Here is a 22,218-nt window from a genome sequence, read left to right as displayed (position 1 = left end):
GGCGCCGTCGACGATGCGAGGTTCGACATGACTGCAACTGATCTCATCCCGATTGAAACGCTTTTTGGAATGCCAGAATTTTCGCGGGCGCATATTTCTCCCGATGGCCGGCTGGTGGCCTATCTGGCGCCTTGGCGTGGGCGGTTGAATATCTGGGTGCGGCCAGTCGGACAAGGCACGGCGCGGCGACTGACGGCCGATGACACGCGCAATATCGACGGCTTTAGTTGGACGCGTGATGCTCGCTACATTCTCTTCGTACAAGACACCCAGGGCGACGAGAACTGGCACCTTCATCGTGTGGAGGTGGACGGGGCAGAGACGGTGGGCGGGAAGGCTAGGACAGTCGACTTGACGCCTTATTCCGGCGTGCGGGTAATGGGACTGGACTTGTCCGCCGCGTTTCCAGGTAAGGCTTTCGTGCAGATGAACCTTAGAAGTCCGGGTCTGATTGACCTGTACGAGGTCGATATCGAAAGCGCTGAAACCAGGGTCGCTGCCTTGAATCCTGGTCGGTTCGTACACTGGATCGTTACGCCGAACGGACCGATGCATGCCTTCATCATCAACGACGCGGGCGACCACGAACTGGCTCGTTACGAGAATGGTGTTTTCACCACGTTGGCGAACCTGAGCGGACGCGACCAGCCAATCGGGCCGATGCCGCTGATGGTTGCGGCGGATGGAAAGAGCGTCTTGGTTGGCTGCAACGCGGGCAGCGACCACACCTATCTTGCTGCCATTGACCTTGCGACGGGCAAGCACAGGGTAGTCGACAGCCAGCCCGATTACAGCCTCGATACGCCGCGGCCAGAGGCCGATCCGCGCTTTCCCTCCAGCCTGATCAGCAATCCTGTGACAGGCGAGCTGCTGGGACTACGTTATCTTGGCAAAAGACAGCAGATACGGCCTCTGAACCCGCATTTTGCCGCCGTGCGAGACAGCTTACAGCGGCTGTCAGACGGGGAAATAGGGTACATTTCCTGCGATCACGATGGGCGACAATGGGTGGCAGAATTTTGGGATGACCGGCATCCCGGCACGACATGGTTTTACGAACATGAGAGCGGCGAGGCGTACGTGCTTGGCGAGCGATTTTCTGAGCTCTCAGCCGAGCGGCTGGCGAGCGTGCGACCCATCGATGTGATGTCGCGCGACGGATTGACCTTGCCGTGCCATGTGACGCTGCCCGTCGGGTTCGATGCCAAGGATGAGCCGCGTGCGCTGCCGACCGTGCTTCTGGTACATGGCGGGCCGTGGTATCGCGACGCCTGCTTTTATGATCCGGAAGTGCAGTTCCTCGCCAACCGCGGCTATGCCGTGCTGCAGGTGAATTTTCGCGGCTCGACCGGCTATGGCAAGGCGTTCATGCAAGCCGCGATAGGGGAGTTCTCCGGGCGTATGCATGACGACCTGATCGATGGGCTCGACTGGCTAATCGGTCAGGGTATTGCCGACCCGGCGCGGGTAGCGATCTACGGTTGCTCCTATGGCGGTTACGCCGCGCTGGTGGGCGCCAGCTTCACGCCGGAGCGCTTTGCCGCCACCATCTCCTACTCCGGCATGTCCGATCTCCGGCTGCTGGTGGATGGAGTCGTCTCGTTCATACGGCCTGCACTAGTCAACACCTACCTTTCTTACATGGGTGATCCAGACATCGAGACGCAGAGCCGGGACATGCTTGCGCGCTCGCCGGTAAGCCGGCTTGATTGCATTTCCAAACCGCTTTTGGTGGTTCACGGCGCGAACGATGTGCGTGTTGCAAAGGCACAGGCGGATCTGGTGGTGGAAAGGGTGCGTGCGAATGGTGTGGAGGTCGACTATCTTCTCAACGACCGCGAAGGACACTGGTTCATCAACGAGGATAGCAATATTGAGCTGTATCGGAAGATCGAGCGCTTTCTTGCACGGCATTTGAGGGGCGAGTAATGAGGGCGGCGCATGCGCAGTAAGGAGATTGCAGGACTGGCGGGCATGAGCATCCGCACGCTGCGGCACTACCACCAGATCGGACTTTTGCCGGAGCCGCCGAGACAGAACAATGGGTATCGCGTTTACAGCGTGCCGCATTTGATCCGACTGCTGCGTATCGGTCAATTGACAGCGCTCGGTTTCTCGCTCTCGCAAATCCCAGCGTTTCTCGACGGTCGTGCCGAGATGAGCGAGGACAGTTTGGACGCTCTTCTTGAGGGGCTCACGCGGCAGATCGAACTTCTGGAGCGTCAACGCCGGACTGTTACAGCCCTGCGTGACGGCAAAGGACCGCCCGACATGGCGCCGGAATTTGCTGCGTCTCTGATGGCGCTGGAGTCGGGGCGAGAGCCTAAAGCGGTGCGAGCCGGTCGGGAGCAATCTGTACTCCTATCACACCTTTTGGATGAAGAGCAGCGCGCAGAACTGGCCCGGCTCTATGACCAACTCGCGGATCTCGAATATGGTGCTACCGTGCGAGAGCTGGGGGATCGTTTCGATGCGTTGGGGCCAGATAGTGACCACGTCGAGATTTCAGCGCTTGCCGAAGATTACATCGCTCATCTTGGATCATGGATGAGAGACTTCGACAACGCGTTGAGCGGCGGTAGGAAGCACCAGGCAGCAACGCTGCTCTGGCTTCATGCCCTGGAGAATACGAACAACCAGCAGAAGCGCCTGCTGATGGAGATCAACAGCGGGCTGGCGTCCGAGCGGTGATCGTTGGTTTGCGTCGGGCCGCTCGAAAAATGATTGATCGATTGCGGGGGTTGAGCCCAGTCGGGTCGGCGAGGTTAAAATTTGCGCTATCCTTTACCCAGACATAATCAAGCCATATTCTAAACCATTGGTTATGACTTGATTCAATTATAATCAAGAGTAATATGATGGATATCAACGTTGCTTTAAAAGCCTTCATCCGCACCGTCGAGAAGGGGTCGATTACTGCTGCGGCACGGGACCTTGGGGTAACGCAGCCGGCGGTTACGAAGCATATTTCGAACCTCGAACGGCACGTTCAAGCCAGGCTTCTGGAGCGCTCGTCGAAAATCGTTCGCCCGACGGCGCATGGACTCGAATTATACGAAGCCAGCCGCATTGCGATCGCATCGATCGACGCGGCGCTGGAGGGCGTCCGCATCAACACAGGTGAAATCGAAGGCAATCTAAGAATTCACGCCCCATCTTGCATTGGTGTCGGTCATCTCGAACGTATAGTCGGGGAATTTCAAGATGACTATTGCGGGATTTCCGTCGAACTGGCTCTCGATGAGCGCACAGTCGACTTGGTCTATGATAATTTCGATTTGTCACTTCACTACGGGAAAATCGAGGATCAGGATGTCATCGCACGCCGCATCGGGTGGGTGGAGCGATTTCTCGTCGCGTCCCCTCGTTACCTGAAACAGGTGGGGGAGATTGAAGACACACAACGGTTTTCGGAGCTTGAAGTCATTGGTACTCCAAAGATGCTCGCTCAGCGCAATACTATTTCCCTGTTGGGACCTGGCGCGCGCGCCGAAGACGTCACCGTCAGGCCAATACTCATAACGAACAATGCGCATGTCATGATTGCAGCACTTTTACGGGGACGGGGTGTGGGACTGGTGCAGAAGAACCTCGTATTGGACTTGTTGGCCAGCGGCGAGCTTGTAAGGGTGCTTCCCGAATATTGGCTGCGATCTACCGAAGCTTTTCTTGCTTATCCGTCCACAAAGTTCATGCGACCGGTCGTCCGGGCATTTACGGACTTCGTTATGCCGCGGCTCAGGGACATTGACGGGATCTCCCCGGAGCAGCGGTAGCCCCAATGGCATAGCCAACGGTTATGACGGCTATCACTCATACAGATATGGAATATTCCATCTGTTGGAGGATACCGTGCGATTCAAGCACGTGTGCCAGCCACAACCCGAAGGTCGCCTTCCATGATGCAGAACCGAAATAGTTTCATATCCCGTCGTACGTTCATAGTCGGCTCTTTAGCCGCGCCGGCCATACTCGGCGGATGCACAACAGTCCCAGAAAGATCGGCACCAGGCTCATCCCAGCCCATTGTTACTCCGCAGTCTTCACCGGTCGACCCAGATCTTGCTTCCCGTTACGCTGCATTTGAAGACGGTGGACATTTCGTCCCTGCAGTTCCTTTTGAGCGAATGAACCCGGAATATCTCAGGCAGCGCGTTGGTGACCCGACCGGGGAGGCACCGGGAACTGTTGTCGTCGATACGCCAAGGCGATTTCTCTATCTGGTGGAAAACGGCGGAACTGCGTTACGATATGGCGTTGGCATCGGGCGCGACGGATTTTCATGGGAAGGGAACGGATATATCCACTGGCGTCAGCATTGGCCAAGATGGAAGCCGCCAAGCGAGATGATTGCAAGGCAACCCGAACTGGAAAAATACTCTGTCGCAAACGGAGGGATGGATCCTGGTCTCCATAATCCGCTCGGCGCTCGGGCCCTTTATATTTTCCAGAACGGAGAAGATACGCTGTATCGTCTCCACGGCAATCCCGAATGGCAATCCATAGGCAAGGCTGTTTCATCCGGCTGCGTCCGCCTAATGAACCAGGACATCGTTGACCTTTACGACCGCGTTCCGTTCCATGCGCCAATCGTCGTGCATCAGACGCCGATGGCCGTGTGATGGCAAATTGAGCGTTACGCGTTCTAAGCTGCTTGCCGCGATACAATGGCCGCCTAGTAATACTGTGGGGCAAGATCGCTGCAGATATTTTCTGAAGAGAGCCACACGTGGGGAAACGCGGCGAGCAGGCCGTTTCTCAGCCATTGCTGGGCCGGGTGCCCGTCATTGCGACGATGCCAGGACAGCACGAATGGTACCGGGTTTAGAGGGAGCGGGAAATCGAAGACTGCAAGACGCTCTGCAAAGCCTGAATGAGCAACCACGCTTTCGATGACGGTCGCGACCATATCCGACGATGCAACCAATGCCGGTGCGGCGTGCATATGGGGAATGGTCACGGCCGCCCGCCTCTTGAAATTCTTCGAAGCCAGTGCGGCATCGGCAACATCCAGACCCTCATTATCGGGCGCGACCAGGATATGCGTCAGAGACAGAAACGTCTCGCGATCGAAAGGGCGGCCGAGGATTGGATGATCCTTCTTAAGGATACAAACGAACCGCTCCTGGAAAAGCCGGGCACTCAGGATGCGGCTCGTGGGCGTGGGGGGAATGCCGACTGTCAGATCGACGCCGCCGCTGTCAAGCAGGGAAACCGCGTCATCACGGCTGCTATAATCCCTGACCTTGATATCAATCCCGGGAGCTTTTTCCTCAAGCAGTGACAGGAGGCGCGGCAATATGACTGAACCTGCGTGTGCCGAAACGGCAATGGAAAAAGATACGGTCGATTTGCCGGGATCAAAACCCTGCGTGAATTGCAATGTCCGCTGAATTTCCCGCAGAGCAAGTGAGATCGGTTCGGCAAGTTCTACCGCTCGCGGTGTAGGTTGAAGTCCGTTCGGCCCGCGAACAAATAATTCGTCACGCAGCAGAAACCGCAATCTCGACAAAGCCGCGCTCATGGCCGGCTGGGTCCGGCCAATACGGCTTCCGGCACGTGTCACATTACGCTCGGAATTGAGGGCATCAAAGGCAACGAGAAGATTGAGATCGATACCGTGTAAATTCATGGAATGGATAATTAAACTCATCCTTCATCGATCTCAAGCATCTTTTCCGTCTCAGCGCGAGTGTCCGTTTCCGTCATTCAGCAACCAACCCGGATACTCGGCGGGTAGACGACTGACCTCATCGAGCTTCGCCATGTCGTTATCGTCCAGCTCAATCGATGCGGACCGAATGTTTTCCTGCAATTGCTCGACGCGCTTTGCACCGACGATTACGGTGGAGACGACGCTTTGCTTCAGCAACCAGGCAATCGCGATCTGCGCCGGGCTGGAGCCGTGTTTCTCCGCGACAGCTTTAAGGACCGCGATCAGGGGCTCACCCCGGATGCGATCGATGGGTGGAAAATCCAATTCCGTTTGTCTGCCGCCTGCAGGATTGTCACCTGCGGAATACTTTCCGGTGAGATAGCCGCCGGCAAGCGGACTCCAGACCATGAGGCCAACACGTTCCGATGAGAGCAGCGGGCCGATCTCGCGCTCCAGATCGCGCCCGACAAGCGTGTAATATGCCTGCAGTGACGTGACGGGCGCGAGGGCTCTGGCGCGTGTTATCCCGATCGCCTTCATGATCTGCCACGCGGCCCAGTTCGAAAGGCCGATGTAGCGGACGTCCCCCGCCCGGACGAGTGTGTCGAGCGCCTCCAGCGTTTCCTCGATCGGTGTCGCGGAATCGAATGCGTGGATTTGGTATAGATCGATGTGGTCCAGACCCAGCCGGCCGAGGCTTGCCCGGCATTCGGAGATTATATGACCACGCGAAGCGCCGCGATGGTTCGGTCCGTCACCCATGGCGGAGGCGACTTTGGTGGCGATCATGACATCCCTGCGCGATACACCAAGGTTCTTCAGCGAGCGTCCCAGTATTTCTTCGCTGCGTCCGTGCGCATAGACATTTGCTGTATCGAACAGGTTTATGCCGGCGTCGAGAGCGGCCTTGACCAGTGCATCGGCATCCTCCTGGTCAAGTCTCCCCACTTTTCCCCATAGCCCGTCCGTTCCCCCGAATGTCATGGCGCCGAAGCACAACTCCGACACGAACAACCCGCTCTCACCCAGCTTGCGCATTTGCATGATGTCGTCCTTGTTTTTAAAATTTCCGAGATTGGCCGGCGGCAGTAGCTTTTGTTGAGCGTATTTCCGCACTGATTGCGCTCACGGCCGGCTCGACATTCGTTGCGAATGCCGAGCCTTCCTGCGACGTCTCACACGATGTGTTGCCGTTCGCCAGTTCTTGCCGCAAGCTCGACGGCCGCGATCAAGCGGCTGTTATGGCGGGCATGGTCGAAACCGGGAGTGATGTAGGTACCATTCGTAAGATCGCTCCCCAGGGACGCATAGACCTCCCCGACATTGATGGCGGCGCCGGACCAGAATTCGGCTGCGGTCGGGCCGACGCCGTTGGCGACCGGCCTATCGGGCGCAGCAAATTCGAGGCTCGATGAAATTGAAATGTCTCCGACCTGTACGCCTGCCAGATGATTGCCGGTCAGCTTCAACCAGCCCTGCGAACCACGGATATCGAAAACGAAACTCGCGTCATCTGCAGGTACGCCGGCCAGAATCTGCACGGATACAGGCGCACCACTTGCCGTCTTTGCGATCAGATCGAGATGATCCGGAATCTCTCGCTTCGAAGTCTCACCTGTATCGACGATCTCGATCTCCGGCCAGAGCAACTCCGTGCGTGCATCGACCTCGACAATGTTGCCGAGCACTGCCTCGATGACGTCGAGCACGTGGCCTGCCGTAATCGTCATGAAGCTGGCGCCGGAAGCGGCCTTGTTGAAATAGTCGTACATGCTCGGAGATTGCGGCCCGTAGCCGAATGTGGTTGCGCCGACACGCGCGGACATCACGCGACCGAGTTTACCTGACGCGACCAGTTCCGCCGCACGTCTGACGGCAGGATTATGCCGGCCTTGCAGGCCGATCGCGGTATGCAAAGACCCCACTGCCCCAGCCATCTCGTTTGTTTCCGACAGCGTTGCGCCCAGAGGCGCTTCGCAGTAGACGGATTTGCCCGCTTGCAGGGCGGCCATCACGAGATCCTTGTGCGCCGGCACTTTTACAGCGACCGTGATGACGTCAATGCTCTCATCTCTTATCATCGCGTAGGGATCGGCAAACCAGAGTTCTGCGCCGAATGCTTTGGCCGCCGCCTTGGCGCTTTCCTCGCGTCGGGTCGCGACTGCCGCCAGCGTCAGGTGAGGTTGTGACGCCAGGGCTGGCACATGCGATGCGCCCGCCCAACTTGCGTGAGTGTCTGCTCCAACAATACCCACACGAAATTTCTTATCCGACATCTGCAATGCTCCAAATCACGTTACCGAACGCTACCCGGCGTCCTGAGCAAGATGTAATCGACCCCCGGCACTGCGACGAAATCGATAAATGGTATGAGCAAACATCCACGCCATGGATATCGCCTACCGCTCCTGCGGCCACACTGCCACCAAAAAAAGTATTGCCCCGGTTGTCGCGATAGCGCTCAAGACCACCCGCGCCTGAAACGAAAGGGTCGGCGGGTGCCAAGGCATTCCTGACTGCCGCTTGGTCGGACCAACCGGATCGAAAGGGGCAGCACCGTTAGTGGACACCTGCTTATCACGGCGAATTTCCGCCAGCTTATGGCGAATACGAATTGCGAGGAGCACAGCCAGATAGGCCGCGGTTAAGAAAGCCAACACCGCCGCCAAGCGCAAGGCGTTCTGTTGGGCAACGACCCAATCTTGCGAAGCAGTCGCGATGCCGTCGATATAGGCGCCGAACAATGTCTGGCCGGTGAGAGCGCCCATCGAATTGATTGCCGCAAACAGGACGGTAAAACTCAAGAGTTCTCGGCTGCCTTTCCGCAGTGCGCTCGTGATGCCTAATACCAGCGCCGGCCCAAGAAAAAACATGGCCGCGAATGAGATCACCGGTTGGGACAAGTAAAACCAGGGCAGATGGCCAAGGCTCGCGGCGGAGCTGTCGGCAAGTGTCGCGGCAGCGATTGCGGTGACCGCCAGCGTCATGGGCATCGCCAGTTTTTCGAGATTCACCGTGATTGCGCTCACGATCACACCGGCAACAGCGCTGACAAAGGTGACGATCGAAAGTGCTCTGAGGTGTTCGTCGCTGCCTCCTAGCGCCGTCAAAAATCCGGTTGCAACATTCTGTTCGGCAAGGACGATCCTGGCCATGAGAATTGCAAAAGCAAAGCGGACGATATCACCGCTCCCGAGCCAGCGCAGGTTGAGGAGAGGTGTGGTCCGGCCGTTCTCGAGTATCAGCGCGGTGGTGATCATTGGAAGCGCGAGGGACAGAAACCAGATTATCCAAGATGCCTCGAACCATCCTTCCAGTCGTCCGAGCCCCAACACTGCCGCAATCATAGCGAGGCTACCACCCAAAAGCAGAAAGGTGAGGAAATCCAAAGGTTCGAACGCTCGCTCTCGCTCGGCGGGTGGCAGCCGGAATGCCCCGACGGCGGCGAAGGAGAGAAATGCAAGCCCGGCTTCGAGCAAAAATATCGACTGCCAATGCGAGCTGACAGACAGCCATGGCGAGATGACGCTTGCGAGCGGGAACGCGCATTGCGAGATACCAAGGCCAAGTATGAGCCCCCGGACGCGACAACGGCCCGGAAGGGCCTGCATCATGTAGAACAGAGACAACGGCGTTAACGCCGCCGCAACAAAGCCGCTTGCAGCCCGGATGGCGAGTGTGAGCCAGTGATCTGCGGTCAACAGATAGGTAAGGGAGAGGAGGGCATACAGGCCGAGGGCAACCTGCGTGAATACACGCAGGCCATATTGCTGCCGGAACTTGATCAGCAGCAGGTTGGCAGAAATATTGGTCATGGCATAGGCCGTTGGCAGCCAGGCCGCTTGAACGGAGCTCAACGCCAAGCCTGCTTGTAGTTCCGTGATGTTGACCATGACCAGTACGTTGCCCAGTCCGCCTGTCAGACCGACCAGAATTGCGACGAGGGCATAGGCGATCCGCAGCGTCAGGGCATGCTCTGGTGTCGCCGGCGACCCGGCGACCACTGGTCTTTCATGCTCGGGAAAGTCCCATGCTCCCTCATGGAAAAAGCTGCGAATACGCTGCGTCAGTTTCATCATCGTGCTCTCGTTGCTGGCTTGTGGGCATCAATCCGCAGCAGCGTAACGCAACTCCGGTGACCTGAGGCGTTGCTGGTTTGGCAACATAGGGTTCGGGGGATCGTGACTTGTTGCGAGCGGTGCCTCGTTCAAAATCACCGCACATTCGTTGACAGGGCGGACAGGTTTCACCTCTCAACTTCACGAGGGCAGCAAAGATGTTTCAAAGGTCCATCGACAGCATTACAACCACACCGCCTCTCGGCCCCGGCTTTGCGGGCGAGAGGCACAAAGCAGCGCTCGTCGTCGCACCGGGAAATTTTTCCGCGACCGACCCGTTCTTCCTGATGGCGGACGATCATGTGACCGGCGAGGGGCAATTCGGCGGGGCCCACCCTCATGCCGGCCTGGAGACCGTTACATTCATGCTTCATGGCACCATGGAGGATGCCGGCGGACGCATGGTCGAAGGCGACGTGGAATGGATGACAGCCGGAAGCGGCATCGTTCATTCGGAAGATACCCAAGTTTCTGCTGGTATGCGTCTGTTTCAGCTATGGCTCGTTCTTCCCGAGCGGGAGCGCAACATGGCGCCGAGGGTGCAGATCCTGAGACGTGATGAAATGCCGATACATCGCGGTAACGGCTTCGCGGCGACCGTCTACAGCGGTCGTTCGGCAGGGATCATCGCGCCAGCGAAGAACGCCGTGCCGGTGACCTTAGTCGATATCCGCCTTGAGACGGAAGCTGAGTTCGAGCAGGTGTTGCCGTCGTCCTACAACGGTTTCGTCGTGGTCATCGCTGGCGAGATCGAGGCGGGTGCAGGAAGGACAGTTCTCGCCGAGGACAAAGTCGGCTGGACCAGTCCGTTGGCGATTCACGGTGACAGTTTTATTAGGCTCAAGGCGGGGAAGGACGGTGCTCGGGTGCTTTTGTATGCAGGCCAACCGCAAAATATCCATGTCGTGGCACAAGGCCCATTTATCGCAGGCTCCAAAGAGGAACTTGCCGGCTACTATGCCGCCTACCGCCAAGGCAAATTCCCGAATGCCGGAGAGATGCGACCTGTCTGATCTAACTGTCCACCTGCCATGAAGCCACAAAGGGTTTCATTATCAGCAACCCGACGTTCCGCCATTGCTGTCTTTAGCCGTTCGACAGCATGGATATGTTCGCGAACAGCGGGCCCGCAAACGGGCTGAGAAAACCAGCCGCTTCACCACCGCTCGTCCAAAACTCACGCGGATCGGATCGAGCCTTTCGGAACATGGATCGCCGCCGGTCCGTGAGCCGAATCCACTCGTCCTAGTATCCGAAATCAGCCCATGGAGGAAAAGATGACCCAATCCGCCACCGCAGCCGTACTGGAAGAAAAAAATGGGCCCTTCATCCTTCGTGAAGTGAAGTTTGAGGCACCACGCCCCGACGAAGTGCTTATCCGCATGGTTGCTACGGGTATTTGCGCGACCGATGCGCATGTCAGGCAACAGCTCATGCCAACTCCACTGCCGGCGATCTTGGGCCATGAAGGCGCCGGCATCGTCGAACGTGTCGGATCGACCGTATCGCATCTCAAACCCGGCGATCATGTCGTCCTTTCCTATCACTCCTGCGGCCACTGCAAACCCTGCATGTCTTCCCATGCCGCCTACTGCGACCACGTCTGGGAAACGAATTTCGCCGGCTCTAGGCTCGATGGAACGATTGGCGTTACAACGCCCGACGGGAAGAGGCTCCATGCGCATTTCTTCGGTCAATCCTCATTCTCCACATATGCGCTCGCTCACCCGCGCAATACCGTCAAGGTCCCGGACGACGTGCCGCTTGAACTGCTTGGGCCGCTCGGTTGCGGCTTTCAGACCGGTGCCGGCTCCGTCTTGAAGGCGCTCAAAGTGCCGGTAGGCGCATCTATCGCCATCTTTGGTGTAGGGGCAGTCGGGCTGGCGGCCATCATGGCTGCAAAGGTTGCCGATGCGGCCGTCGTTATCGCCATCGATGTCAATACCGAACGGCTGAAACTCGCTTTGGACCTCGGCGCGACGCATTGCGTCAACCCGCGTGAGCAAACCGATGTTGCGTCGGCGATCAGGGATATCGCTTCTCGCGGCGTCGAATACGTCCTCGACACGAGCGGCCGGAAGGAGAACCTCGACGCCGGCATAGGCGCTCTGGCACCGATGGGGCAGTTTGGTTTCGTCGCCTTCAACGGCCATTCGGGCGCGGTTGTCGACGCATCCCGGCTCACGGTAGGGCAAAGCCTCATCGGGATTATCCAGGGCGATGCCATTTCCGGCCTGATGATCCCGGAACTGGTCGGTCTCTATCGAAACGGTCGTTTCCCCTTCGACAGGCTGCTCACCTTCTACGACTTCGCCGACATTAACGAGGCATTTGACGATGTCGCGGCGGGGCGCGTGATCAAGGCCGTCCTGCGCTTTCCCCCGCAAGCCGCGTAACTACCCACTTTTCTTTCGATATCGCAAACATCATGGAGAATTGATCACATGTGCGACCGACACCAGAAGCTGATCAGAGCGTCCGACGAGCCAAACTTTTTCGGGATCGACCATTACGGTTTTCCGGAAGCCGGGGAGCACCCGGCTGATCCGCCGGGATACTATCCTGAGTACTTCTCCTCCGAACGCTTCCAGCGGCTCGGCTACCATGTCGAGGAGCTTCGCGGCGGCTTCTACTGGGTCACCAGTGGAGGCTATGACGCGGCCTTCGTCGTGACCAGCGACGGCGTCGTCGCCATCGACGCACCGCCGACGATCGGTGAAAACATGCTGGCTGCCATCGAAGACGTCACCGACAAGCCGGTAACGCATTTGATCTATAGCCATTGGCACACGGATCATATCGGTGCCGCTTCGGTTTTCGGGCCGGATGTTAAGATCGTCGCGCACGACATAACCAGGGAATTGCTAGAGCGGTTCCCCGATCCGAACCGACCGGTGCCAACCCTGACATTCGACAAGGATCATCTGCTTGTCGTCGGCGGGGTGACGCTCGAACTGTCCTACAAGGGCGAGAACCACTGCCCCGGCAACATCTTTATCTATGCGCCAGCGCAAAAGGTGCTGACCGTCATCGACATCGTCAGTCCAGGCAGCGCCACGTTCATGCATTGCGACGCATCGCAGAATATTACCGGCTGGTACGAAGCACAGAAGCAACTGATGGAATATGACTTCGATTTCCTCGTGGCTGGCCATCATATGAAGTACGGGACGCCAGATACTGTCGCAGCTTCAATCGAATATTTCCAGGACGTCCTCGACGGAGCACAGGCGGCCGTGGATCGATTCAGCCGGTCGGATGCGCTCGTCAGCATCCTGGAGGGCGCCGGCTGGGACAGAGTGTTTTCCGGCACCGAGAACTGGATCAATTCGATGGCCAATTTTGCCACGAAATACGTCCTGGAAAAGAAGAGCAGCAATGGCCAGCTCTGGTCCGAGCGGCTCGCCGGCGTGACGACCCAGACGAAGTACCACGCCTATACCGTGCTGGAGTCGATCCGCCTGGAAAGGCCGCGGCCGAATTATCGCTTGCGGGGCGAAAATCCGCCACCGTTCCTGACCTGACCGGGATCGTCCTCCACCTCAACCCGGAATCGGGCGGGCAAGCCGACCCCGGTATGTGCGGAGGTCGCCACTCATAAGGGCGGGCCGGATCTCGCGCGCCCTTGCAACATCAGAAAGGCAAGTCAATGACGACGTTTTCCGCAAATAACTGGATCGACGGCACCTTTGTCTCGTCTTCCAAACGCGGCCGCTCCATCGATCCAGCGACATATGAGACGATCGGAGATTATCCGGACGATGGCGGAGCGGCCGCACATTCTGCCATCGAAGCCGCAAAACGCGCATTCCGCGAAACCGGCTGGCGCGACGATGCCGAGCTTCGTGCAAGGGTGCTCGATCAGGTGGCATCGGCAATCGAGCGAAATCGCAAGCGCCTGATCGACATCCTCTCGCTTGAAAACGGTAAACTGCTCGGCGAGGCGGCGCTGGAGATCGACGGCAGTCCGAGCAAGCTTCGATATTGGGCTGCGATGGCTCGTACGGAGGCGGGGCGAGCGACATTGCCGAAGCCCGGCAGCCTCTCCGTGATTCTGCGCCAGCCGATGGGAGTGGCGGGGATTATCGTTCCCTGGAATTCTCCTGTCATTCTTGCGGTCCGCTCCTTCGCTCCAGCACTTGCTGCCGGCTGCGCGGTCGTCGTTAAGATGCCCGGCCAGGCGGCGCAAATCGCCAGCGTCCTGGCCAAGATCCTCGCGGAAGCTAAAGACCTGCCGGGCGGTATCTTGAACATGTTCATCGAGAGCGGTTCGGAGGGCGCAGCGCTTCTGGTTGAAAGCCCCGATGTGCCGACGATCAGCTTCACGGGAAGCACGCAAACCGGCCGTACCATCGGTGCCGTCGGTGCGAAGAGGATGAAGCGGTTCGGGCTGGAACTCGGTGGCAAGGCTCCGATGATCGTATTTGACGACGCTGATATCGACGCCATGCTGCCCGTGCTGGAAAAGGCCCTGACCATCTTTGCCGGCCAGTTCTGTATGACGGGCTCGCGGCTGCTCGTACAGAGTTCAATCTACGAACGGGTCCGCCACGGCCTCGCCGAAAGGCTGCGTGCTGTCAAAGTCGGACCGGCATCCGACCCGGCGAGCGATATGGGGCCACTGATCGACAAGGAGAACGTCGCCCGTGTCGACAACGTGGTGAAAAATGCGCTGTCAACGGGTGCAACTGCGGTCGTTCGAGGAGGGCCCGTGACAGAAGGCCCTTTGGCGAAAGGTGCTTTTTTCCGTCCTTCGATGCTGGAGGTCTCCGACAACAGCCTGCCGGTCGTGCAGCAGGAAACATTCGGTCCTGTGATAACAATCCAGCGGTTCTCCGATGAACGGGAAGCAGTCGTGCTGGCAAACGATAACGATTATGGCCTGTCTGCCTCTATCTGGACGCGAGACCTGGATCGATCGTTAAGGGTCGCGCAAGCGCTTGAAGCGGGCAGTGTGTTCATCAACGATTGGGCCAAGGTGTATGACGGGACGGAGGAGGGTGGATTTAAGCAATCCGGTCTCGGGAGGCTAAACGGAGTTGCCGCCATCGAGGACTTTATCGAATACAAGCACATCGCCCTTAAACCTGGCTTGCTTCGATAAGCTGCGCCAGTTGCGCAGGAAGTGTGCCTCCTCGACTCGGCCTTTGAGTGCTGGAACTTCAATGGAAATTCGTACTCGGTTGTGTTGCGTAATTTCCACTCAATGTTGCCGATCCAATTTTGCAGATCGATGGAGACGTCTCACCAACCTGGTCGACATCTCCTCAAATTGCGTACGGGACTTTCGAAAGGATAAAAATTTGCAGGACAAAGTTGACACCTTGAAGCAGGCGGAAAGAGTAATGATGGATGCGATACATGCAGCTATCAGCCGAGCGGCGGTGGAAACGGAAGCTGCATTCCAGTCAGTTGGACCGCAGACCACCGCCCAAAATTATTTCTCGGACGTCGCCATGCGTCGACTGTTTTTGCACCTGTGCGGTGCGGACGAGGATACCGCCAAGGGTGGTGATCCAGAGCACGCGTGGGACATACTCTATGTGGGGCGCGGTACAGCCCGGTATTGGGAAAAAGAACACGGAATTAGGTCTAGGCGCCGCAAGGCAGAGAGCCATGCGGAACTCGAAAGGGAAAGACGCGAGAAATCTGCTCTTACGCAAAGTGCTCAGAAGCTCGCAACTGACGTCGCCATCCGCGCGCTGATCGACCATGCGAGCATTTCCGACCCAGACCTGCGTGATCGCCTGTTGGCGACGGTTGAAGCCCGTGCCAGCGTCACCGATCCACTTTCGCAAGTCGAGCAGGATTTCGCCGATTCGGCGAAAGTCTCGATCGCCCACCTTATTGGCACGGTCACTTGAAAGCCATCGGCAATACGGAGCCGTCGCCCGTTATCCGGTTCTCATCGCAGGTCGTGACCTTCAAAGGACGTTAGGATTACGGCGACTTGGTTTCTGAGACTTGGAGTGGTTGGTCCTAAAGGTGCCGTGTCTTGAAATCCCGGGGCGGTTATCGAACTCGACGAGCGGCAGTCATTACACCTCACGTTCGAATTTCTCATACAGGAAGTTCACCAGCGCGCGCACTCGAGCGATGCCTGCGCGCGCTGGTGGCATCAATATGTGCAAATCTGCCCCCGCGTGACTATAGCCTGGGACTACGACTTCGAGCTCACCTTTGGCAAGCGACTCTTGAACCATGAAGAGGGGCAGTACCACGATACCAAGTCCGCCGCGCGCGGCGGCAAGCATCATTTGACCATTGTCTGTGCGAAATTGTGAGTTCACGCGGACTTGTTCCCATCCATCCGGACCTTGAAAACGCCAGCTGACCGTATCGAAGGAGTAGAGTATGGCGTTGTGCGCAGCCAGTTCAGCGGGCTTTGAGGGGCGCCCTCTGGCTTCCAGATAGGATGGACTGGCTGCGACAGCCCAACGTACCTTTGCAAGTTTTCTCGTAATCAGCACGGAATCCGGGATGCTTCCGATCCTTACCGCCAAGTCATACGCTTCGGCGACAAGATCCGGCTGACGGTCTTCAAAGCGGACGTCGAAATGGATCCTTGGGTGGAGGAGGGCGAACTCTGCCAGCAGCGGAGCGAGACAGAACTCTCCGAAAGCTACGGGAACCGAAACTCTAACCTGACCAGACGCTTCGGTCGTCGACCTTACAACCATCTCCTGCGCTGATTCCAGTTCGGCCAACCCAGATGCTGCTCGTACATGATACTCACGGCCGACGTCTGTAAGGGTTGTTCCCTTTTGGGAACGTGTGAGGAGCGTTGCGCCTAGAAAATTCTCCAAGCGACTGACGCGGCGACTGACGATCGATTTAGCGATCCCCAAACGACTAGCCGCACCAGCGATGCTACCAGTTTCGGCCACCCGAATGAAGGAGATCAAGTCCAAGATCTCGACAGTCTCAGGTTCCGCCATTAGCAACTCCGCACTCCAGTGAATGCGGTTACTGCAACACTGAGTGTGCGGATTGTCAAGTCTCCCAATTCGTTCGGCGCTCACACTGACGTCCTGCAGCGACCCCTACAGGTCGAGCTGAATAAACGAACCAAGCAAGTTCCAATGCTTGGTAAAAATCGCTGTCCGCCGTCGCCCCGCATCGACCTCACCTCGCCGGATCGCATAACGCTGCATAGGGTGCTGGCATCGTTCTCTTTTCCGCAACAATGGGTTTCGCCTTGGCAGCCTATTACTCCAACGATCCAGGTCGCATGATTGAATCGATAGAAAAGCCAGGAGATTAAATTGGACTTTCCAACCGAAAATCCGGATAGCCGCGGTGTGACGGTGCAACTTCTTGCAAAACGTCGGACACAGTATTTTCTCGGCAAAAACATCGCGTTCTCTGACGAAGAGATTGATGCACTTATTCGCGAGGCGGTTCGCCTGTCACCCTCAGCCTTTAATTCGCAAAGTTCGCGCGTTGTGATCCTGCACCGCGATGAAAATCAGAAACTCTGGAACATCGTGAAATCGGAGTTGAGTCATATCGTTGAAGGAGAGGCGAAGATGCACTCCTTCAGAAAAATCGATAGCTTCGCTGCTGGAGCAGGTGCTGTTCTTTTCTTCGAAGATCGAAATGTGGTCAGGCTCTTACAAGATCAGTGGCCTTTGTACGCTGATCATTTTCCAGATTGGTCCGAGCAAGCGTCTGGGATGGCGCAACTTTCGGTCTGGATTGCGCTTGCCGGCGTGGGAATTGGTGCCAGTCTCCAGCATTATAACCCGCTGGTTGACGCAAAGATCAAAAGGCATTGGGACATACCGGAGACATGGAGGTTACGCGCGCAAATGCCGTTCGGCTCCAACGAGGCACCTTTTCCCGCAAAGACGACTATCTCCGATGGTGACCGCTTTCGAAGCTTCTTTCGCTAGGCCTGCGGCGGTGCAGATCGTGCGGCCTTCATGGCCACACTGATTATGACGGCAAAGCTCAACGACATCGATCCGCAGGTGTGGCTGGCCGACGTTCTTGCCCGCATCGCTGACACGCCGATTACCAGGCTGTAGCAGTTGCTTCCGAGGAATTGGACTCCGCCGACCGTCAACGCTCAAGCGGCCCGACCTGCGGCCTTCACCGGAGGCTTACTGAGCTTGACTGGACGGCCGCGCTGAGCCTGCGGCTTCCCTCAAGCAAATGATGCTGCAAAACTGCACTCGCAGCGTCGACGTTCCGATCTCTGCAAGCCTCAAGCAAAGCACGATGCTCCTCCTGCGATTGCTGCTCATAGTCCAGGTTTGAAAGCAACAACCTCACATAGCGGTCGGCCGCATCATGGTGGGTAGCAATGAGGCCGATAAGCCGCTCATTTTGGCAGGCACCGTAAAGTGTCATGTGGAACTGCTTATTCAGCGTCCCCCAACGCCCCACATCCGTCTCAGCGTCGATCTGTGCGAGAAGTGTTGCAGCCCTGTCCAGATCGGCCGTCGTTAACCCAGCATATGACAGGCGCAGGGCCTCCGTCTCCAATAGTGAGCGAATGGAATAAATCTCCGCAATCTCCTTGGCATCCATTCTTGCCACGAAAGCGCCCTTCGTCGGGTGGATGGTTACGCGGCCTCGCTTTCCAGAAGTCTCAACGCATCACGCACAGGCATGCGGCTGAAACCAAATCGTGAGGCCAGCTCGTCTTGCCGTAGCGCGACGCCACCGCGAAGCTCACCACCGGAAATCGCTTCCCGCAGGATCCTCGCGATGCGATCCGCCACAGTCTCTGGCCGGATGGCTTCAACATTTACTGCGGCGAAATCGTCCATGCCCGACCTTTATGATCCGCAGGTCCTCCCATATCTGAACCCGACAACACAGGGCTATACCCTGCAGGTGAACCCGATGAATATGTTTCGGACGGGACGCATGCTTTGAAAATCGTGTTTGCGGGCATCGGTGAAATTGACTTTATTTGCGCTCCAAGACTTACCAACGCTCCGACATCCCGTATCGCAGTACGTGGAACCGAAGTTGACCTTGAGACCCCGGGGCGAAATCATCGCGAAGAAGGTTCACTATCGAGGATCCTCTCTTCAGCCACGTGACATGTTCGATATCGCGTGCATCGCCAAGGCACTCGGCGATGGATACGTTCTCGAAGCTCTCTTGCCATTCAAGACCAGAGCCGCCGCTGCATTGGCAGTGGCCGAGAGAATGGATGCAGGCCTCGCTAGCACAGTCATGGGGAAGCTTCAGTGTAGAGAAGGATATGCGGATGTTTCGAAAACTGCTCAAGCGACGACAATCTCGCTTTTGAAAGCAGTGTGCGACCATAAGCCAGCGTAATCCGCAGCACCTTCCTGTCCGTCTCCGCGCTGATTTCTCGGCAACTTGGTGGCCTTGGCTATGCCGCCGTTCGGCCGATTATTCTTTCGATGGGCGTCATTCTTATTAGCCAGCAAAACCAAATTGCGGCGGCGTCTGCGGCTGTGAATGAATTGTGTTGCAAATGTTTAGCCAATCCCAAGCGCGGGGTCGGCGGTTCACATCCCTTCAAGAGCATTGGGATCCGTCTGTCGATCCTTGCCAGGTCGCGAACCCGGAATGGGCCAAGAAACCTGGAGTGCCGCCGATTGGGTGCCATATGGCTACCGACCGTCTTTGTCACAAATGCGATGGGCCCTGTCAGCTGCGTGCGAATTCCAGAAGCGGAGCGATGTCATGATTGTCCGCCGCGCGTAGTGCTGCGACGTAGCGTCCACGCATTTCGCCAACATTGGCCAGACTGCCGCCGCCCCAGGTAAAAGGATCACCGCCAAGCCGCTCGATCAGTAGGTCGGCTGCGAGACGTGCCTGCCGTCCATTTCCATTCGGGAACGGGTGGATGGCGACGAGACGATGATGGAATCTGATTGCTATCTCATCCGGTGGAAAGGTCTTGTGTTCAATCCAGTAACGGATGTCGCTCAATAAGCTCGCGAGCTCCATTCCAATACGATAAGCCTGAACGCCGATGTTGCGCTCCGTCGCCCGGAACGTGCCGGCCCATTGCCAGACGTCACCGAACATCCGCTTATGTAGTGTCCGCATGAAGTCTTCGCTGAGCATCCGTTCGAGTGGCAAGCGCCGCCGGCCACGCGCCCAAGCCGCACCCTCGACAATGTTTTCCTCTTCCGCTTCGTTGAGGTCGCGGCGGTGAGTGATCCAAGTCTGAAGCAAACCCTCCCGTTCCTGCGGCTCAAGCGGCGTCGCGTCTTCGGGTTCCTGGAAAAGATCTGTCATACCTCGTTCCAGAGATCGCGCTCAGAGAGCCTGTCGCGGATGTATGCCTGGATGCGAGATTCGGAATCCGCATTGTCCGTGCCCTGTGCTTCCAAACGCATCGTGTGCGCGACGCGCTGGAGTTCGCGCTTGGCGATCTTGCGTGCCCGTGCCTCGATAACGGCTTCAAGAGAGCTGTTTGGAACGAGGGCATAGACGAGCGTGCAATCCAGTGCCTCGGCGGCGCGGCGCAGGGTATTGAGTTGGATTGTCCCGGCTGCCTCCGACTTTTCGATTGATTCAACTGTTTGTGGCCGGACTCCGATGCGCGTGCCCAGCTGCGCACCCGTCATGCCGAGGGCATCGCGCAGCGCTCGGATCCATCCCTTCGGCGGCGCCCTAAACCGATCAACTGGTTGGAGCGGCTGAAGTCTTTCGTCAAGCCGTCCCCGTGCTCTTTTGCGTGTATCACTTTTCATTTTCAGCCCATAAACTGATATTGGATTTGTTTTATCAGCTTAAAGGCTGACCCTCAAGTACGTTTTATCAGCCTGTAGGCTGCATAAGATTTTCGTGACAGCAGACTGTAGTCTGATTTCTGTCTAATGGTATCAGCCCTTAGTCTGATACGTGATCTGGAGAAACGCCGAGGCGTCGACGGCGCACGTCCTCACGGAAGAAGAACGCCAGGCGCTGGTTGAGCATGACTTCGTCACCCTGTTTGAGATGGGTGCCCACTTCTTTCTTAACCTCACCCTCTTCATCGGGATCTACGACGAACCCTACCGGCAAAAACTCGGCCCCTTGGCCTTTCAGAGAGAGTTCGCCGAGAAGCTGCGGCGCTGGCATGGCAAGACCTACCCTTCGATCAGAACCTAGCCGGGGCCAGAAGGTCAATGTCGGCTCGTTAATTAAGCGCGCTTATCTAAGTCTATCGATTAATTAAATGAAATGCGCCTTGCTTAAATAAGGGGCGCGGCTGATATTTGGTTATGTCTGATTCCCAATCCAAAAACCGCCTGGGTCGTTTCGTCGAGACGGTCGCTGCCAGTGAAACAGTGCGGGCGTTTGTACCCCCGCCATTGCCGCCCGAGCCGGCAATTGATGTGCTTTCATTGCTAGAGCGCCTCAGCTTGGCTGAGCGCGCCAGGACGCCTGGATGGTATCACAATGCTGCTGCCGAGACAGGAGCTGTTTCTTTATATGTATGTAAGAAAGGAAGCCGTTCTTTCCTCGCAGATTGAAGGCACGCAGTCGACCCTTTCTGATCTCTTGCGGTTTGAGACCGAAGCTCAAGCCGGGCAGCCGGTTGATGATATCCGTGAAGTATCCAACTATGTTGACGCCATGATGTATGGTTTAGAGCGGCTGGAAACGTTGCCCATGTCGTTGCGTCTGATCCGTGAGATGCACGGCAAGCTCCTGGACAGTGGGAGGGGAGGCACCAAGGATCCTGGAGAGTTCCGCCGCTCGCAAAATTGGATCGGTGGCACACGCCCCGGTAACGCACTCTTTGTACCGCCACCCGTCACCGAAATGGCCGGTTGCCTGGATGCGTTCGAGCGCTTCATGCATGACGACCAATCACGGTTACCCGCGTTAATCAAAGCTGGCCTGCTGCACGTGCAGTTCGAAACGATCCATCCGTTTCTCGATGGTAACGGTCGTATCGGCCGTCTGCTTGTAACCCTGTATCTTTGCATGAAAGGCGTTTTGCGAAAGCCGCTGCTCTACCTCAGCCTCTATCTGAAGTCCCATCGGAGAGAATACTATCGGCTACTGCAAGAGGTTCGCGAACATGGCAACTGGGAAGCCTGGCTGGAGTTTTTCCTGACGGGCGTCGCCGACACTGCCAATCAAGCGTTTGAGGCTGCTACTCAGATCGTCGATCTTTTCAAGGAAGATCGGGAGCGGATAACGATGGAGAGTGACAGAGCAGGGTCGGCCCTTCGCATTCACGAGCTTTTCCAGCAGAATCCTTTTCACACAGCGAACCAGATTGTTCAGGTGACGGGTTTGTCCGCGCCAACGGTCAACGCCGCACTCGCCGACCTAGAGCGATTGGGCATCGTTGATGAGGTTACCGGCCGCAAGCGTGGCCGCGTGTTTAGCTATCGACGATACCTTGCAATTCTAGGCGAAGGCACCGATCCCTTGCCCCTCAATTCATGACAAATAGATGGGGCCAAAGGTTCGACTTTCATCAAGGCGTAAGATGAGCCGACCGTCGGC

The 22,218-nt window shown here is 57.2% G+C and carries 20 protein-coding genes and 2 pseudogenes; 12 read left to right on the top strand and 10 right to left on the bottom strand.

The features are described from left to right. Nucleotides 1-27: 27 nt before the first annotated feature. From MRBLRC7O_RS24085 to MRBLRC7O_RS24070, 4 genes are all read left to right on the top strand, one after another. On the top strand, nt 28-1,929 hold the full coding sequence (locus MRBLRC7O_RS24085; protein ID WP_112540255.1) for a S9 family peptidase: 1,902 nt from the start codon (nt 28-30) through the stop codon (nt 1,927-1,929). Nucleotides 1,930-1,941: 12 nt separating this feature from the next. Next, nucleotides 1,942-2,691 (top strand): MerR family DNA-binding transcriptional regulator, encoded by a 750-nt coding sequence (locus MRBLRC7O_RS24080; protein WP_111797016.1) that lies wholly within the window; start codon nt 1,942-1,944, stop codon nt 2,689-2,691. Between the two features lie 167 nt (nt 2,692-2,858). Further along, on the top strand, nt 2,859-3,776 hold the full coding sequence (locus MRBLRC7O_RS24075) for a LysR family transcriptional regulator (protein ID WP_060726657.1): 918 nt from the start codon (nt 2,859-2,861) through the stop codon (nt 3,774-3,776). A gap of 123 nt (nt 3,777-3,899) precedes the next feature. After that, nucleotides 3,900-4,622 carry a L,D-transpeptidase gene (locus MRBLRC7O_RS24070; RefSeq protein WP_111797015.1) on the top strand — a complete coding sequence of 241 codons (723 nt, stop codon included), beginning with the start codon at nt 3,900-3,902 and terminating at the stop codon, nt 4,620-4,622. 53 nt (nt 4,623-4,675) lie between these two features. On the opposite strand, the gene MRBLRC7O_RS24065 is transcribed toward MRBLRC7O_RS24070, so the two are convergent. From MRBLRC7O_RS24065 to MRBLRC7O_RS24050, 4 genes are all read right to left on the bottom strand, one after another. After that, nucleotides 4,676-5,653, bottom strand: coding sequence for a LysR family transcriptional regulator (locus tag MRBLRC7O_RS24065; RefSeq protein ID WP_080865239.1), 978 nt, complete (start codon nt 5,651-5,653; stop codon nt 4,676-4,678). 30 nt (nt 5,654-5,683) lie between these two features. Next, on the bottom strand, nt 5,684-6,700 hold the full coding sequence (locus tag MRBLRC7O_RS24060) for an aldo/keto reductase (RefSeq protein WP_111797014.1): 1,017 nt from the start codon (nt 6,698-6,700) through the stop codon (nt 5,684-5,686). 131 nt (nt 6,701-6,831) lie between these two features. After that, nucleotides 6,832-7,932 carry a Gfo/Idh/MocA family protein gene (locus MRBLRC7O_RS24055; RefSeq protein ID WP_060726529.1) on the bottom strand — a complete coding sequence of 367 codons (1,101 nt, stop codon included), beginning with the start codon at nt 7,930-7,932 and terminating at the stop codon, nt 6,832-6,834. A 123-nt stretch (nt 7,933-8,055) separates the two neighbouring features. Beyond that, nucleotides 8,056-9,735, bottom strand: a complete 1,680-nt coding sequence (locus tag MRBLRC7O_RS24050) for an MFS transporter (protein ID WP_162691075.1) — start codon at nt 9,733-9,735, stop codon at nt 8,056-8,058. A 197-nt stretch (nt 9,736-9,932) separates the two neighbouring features. On the opposite strand from MRBLRC7O_RS24050, the gene MRBLRC7O_RS24045 reads away from it, so the two are divergent. The 5 genes from MRBLRC7O_RS24045 (at nt 9,933) to MRBLRC7O_RS24025 (ending at nt 15,638) form a co-directional block, all read left to right on the top strand. Then, nucleotides 9,933-10,787: a pirin family protein gene (locus tag MRBLRC7O_RS24045; protein WP_111785312.1), complete on the top strand. Its 855-nt coding sequence runs from the start codon at nt 9,933-9,935 to the stop codon at nt 10,785-10,787. A gap of 264 nt (nt 10,788-11,051) precedes the next feature. Continuing rightward, nucleotides 11,052-12,170, top strand: coding sequence for an NAD(P)-dependent alcohol dehydrogenase (locus MRBLRC7O_RS24040; RefSeq protein ID WP_111785330.1), 1,119 nt, complete (start codon nt 11,052-11,054; stop codon nt 12,168-12,170). Nucleotides 12,171-12,218: 48 nt separating this feature from the next. Next, nucleotides 12,219-13,298: an MBL fold metallo-hydrolase gene (locus tag MRBLRC7O_RS24035; RefSeq protein ID WP_077998836.1), complete on the top strand. Its 1,080-nt coding sequence runs from the start codon at nt 12,219-12,221 to the stop codon at nt 13,296-13,298. A gap of 125 nt (nt 13,299-13,423) precedes the next feature. Further along, nucleotides 13,424-14,878: an aldehyde dehydrogenase family protein gene (locus MRBLRC7O_RS24030; RefSeq protein ID WP_111785313.1), complete on the top strand. Its 1,455-nt coding sequence runs from the start codon at nt 13,424-13,426 to the stop codon at nt 14,876-14,878. 199 nt (nt 14,879-15,077) lie between these two features. Then, complete coding sequence (locus MRBLRC7O_RS24025; RefSeq protein WP_236772957.1) at nt 15,078-15,638, top strand: hypothetical protein; 561 nt, start codon at nt 15,078-15,080, stop codon at nt 15,636-15,638. Nucleotides 15,639-15,812: 174 nt separating this feature from the next. On the opposite strand, the gene MRBLRC7O_RS24020 is transcribed toward MRBLRC7O_RS24025, so the two are convergent. Then, nucleotides 15,813-16,712 (bottom strand): LysR family transcriptional regulator, encoded by a 900-nt coding sequence (locus MRBLRC7O_RS24020; protein ID WP_060726534.1) that lies wholly within the window; start codon nt 16,710-16,712, stop codon nt 15,813-15,815. Between the two features lie 363 nt (nt 16,713-17,075). On the opposite strand from MRBLRC7O_RS24020, the gene MRBLRC7O_RS24015 reads away from it, so the two are divergent. Both MRBLRC7O_RS24015 and MRBLRC7O_RS24010 read left to right on the top strand, forming a co-directional pair. Next, nucleotides 17,076-17,669, top strand: coding sequence for a nitroreductase family protein (locus MRBLRC7O_RS24015; RefSeq protein WP_060726661.1), 594 nt, complete (start codon nt 17,076-17,078; stop codon nt 17,667-17,669). A gap of 9 nt (nt 17,670-17,678) precedes the next feature. Next, nucleotides 17,679-17,804: pseudogene (locus tag MRBLRC7O_RS24010) on the top strand (transposase domain-containing protein); the annotation flags it as partial. Nucleotides 17,805-17,868: 64 nt separating this feature from the next. On the opposite strand, the gene MRBLRC7O_RS24005 reads toward MRBLRC7O_RS24010, so the two are convergent. The 5 genes from MRBLRC7O_RS24005 to MRBLRC7O_RS23985 all read right to left on the bottom strand — a co-directional run bounded on the left by MRBLRC7O_RS24005 (nt 17,869) and on the right by MRBLRC7O_RS23985 (nt 20,835). Then, the gene (locus tag MRBLRC7O_RS24005; protein ID WP_236772958.1) at nt 17,869-18,309 is read right to left on the bottom strand and encodes a GntR family transcriptional regulator; all 441 of its coding nucleotides are present in this window, start codon (nt 18,307-18,309) and stop codon (nt 17,869-17,871) included. 35 nt (nt 18,310-18,344) lie between these two features. Beyond that, nucleotides 18,345-18,551 (bottom strand): GntR family transcriptional regulator, encoded by a 207-nt coding sequence (locus tag MRBLRC7O_RS24000; protein ID WP_223569090.1) that lies wholly within the window; start codon nt 18,549-18,551, stop codon nt 18,345-18,347. Between the two features lie 859 nt (nt 18,552-19,410). After that, entirely contained in the window at nt 19,411-20,007 is a 597-nt protein-coding gene (locus MRBLRC7O_RS23995; RefSeq protein WP_060726535.1) for a mobile mystery protein B, read from the bottom strand. Next, entirely contained in the window at nt 20,004-20,465 is a 462-nt protein-coding gene (locus tag MRBLRC7O_RS23990) for a mobile mystery protein A (protein ID WP_060726536.1), read from the bottom strand. The genes MRBLRC7O_RS23995 and MRBLRC7O_RS23990 overlap by 4 nt, the downstream gene beginning before the upstream one ends. A gap of 139 nt (nt 20,466-20,604) precedes the next feature. Further along, nucleotides 20,605-20,835 (bottom strand): hypothetical protein, encoded by a 231-nt coding sequence (locus MRBLRC7O_RS23985; protein WP_162691074.1) that lies wholly within the window; start codon nt 20,833-20,835, stop codon nt 20,605-20,607. A gap of 143 nt (nt 20,836-20,978) precedes the next feature. Here MRBLRC7O_RS23985 and MRBLRC7O_RS23980 point away from each other — a divergent pair. Then, nucleotides 20,979-22,158, top strand: a pseudogene (locus MRBLRC7O_RS23980) (Fic family protein). The last annotated feature ends 60 nt before the right edge of the window (nt 22,159-22,218 follow it).

It is taken from the genome of Agrobacterium radiobacter (genome assembly GCF_040801995.1).
Lineage (GTDB): Bacteria > Pseudomonadota > Alphaproteobacteria > Rhizobiales > Rhizobiaceae > Agrobacterium > Agrobacterium radiobacter.
Note: the sequence above shows the minus strand (reverse complement) of the source record. Positions and strands in the feature narration are given on the sequence as shown.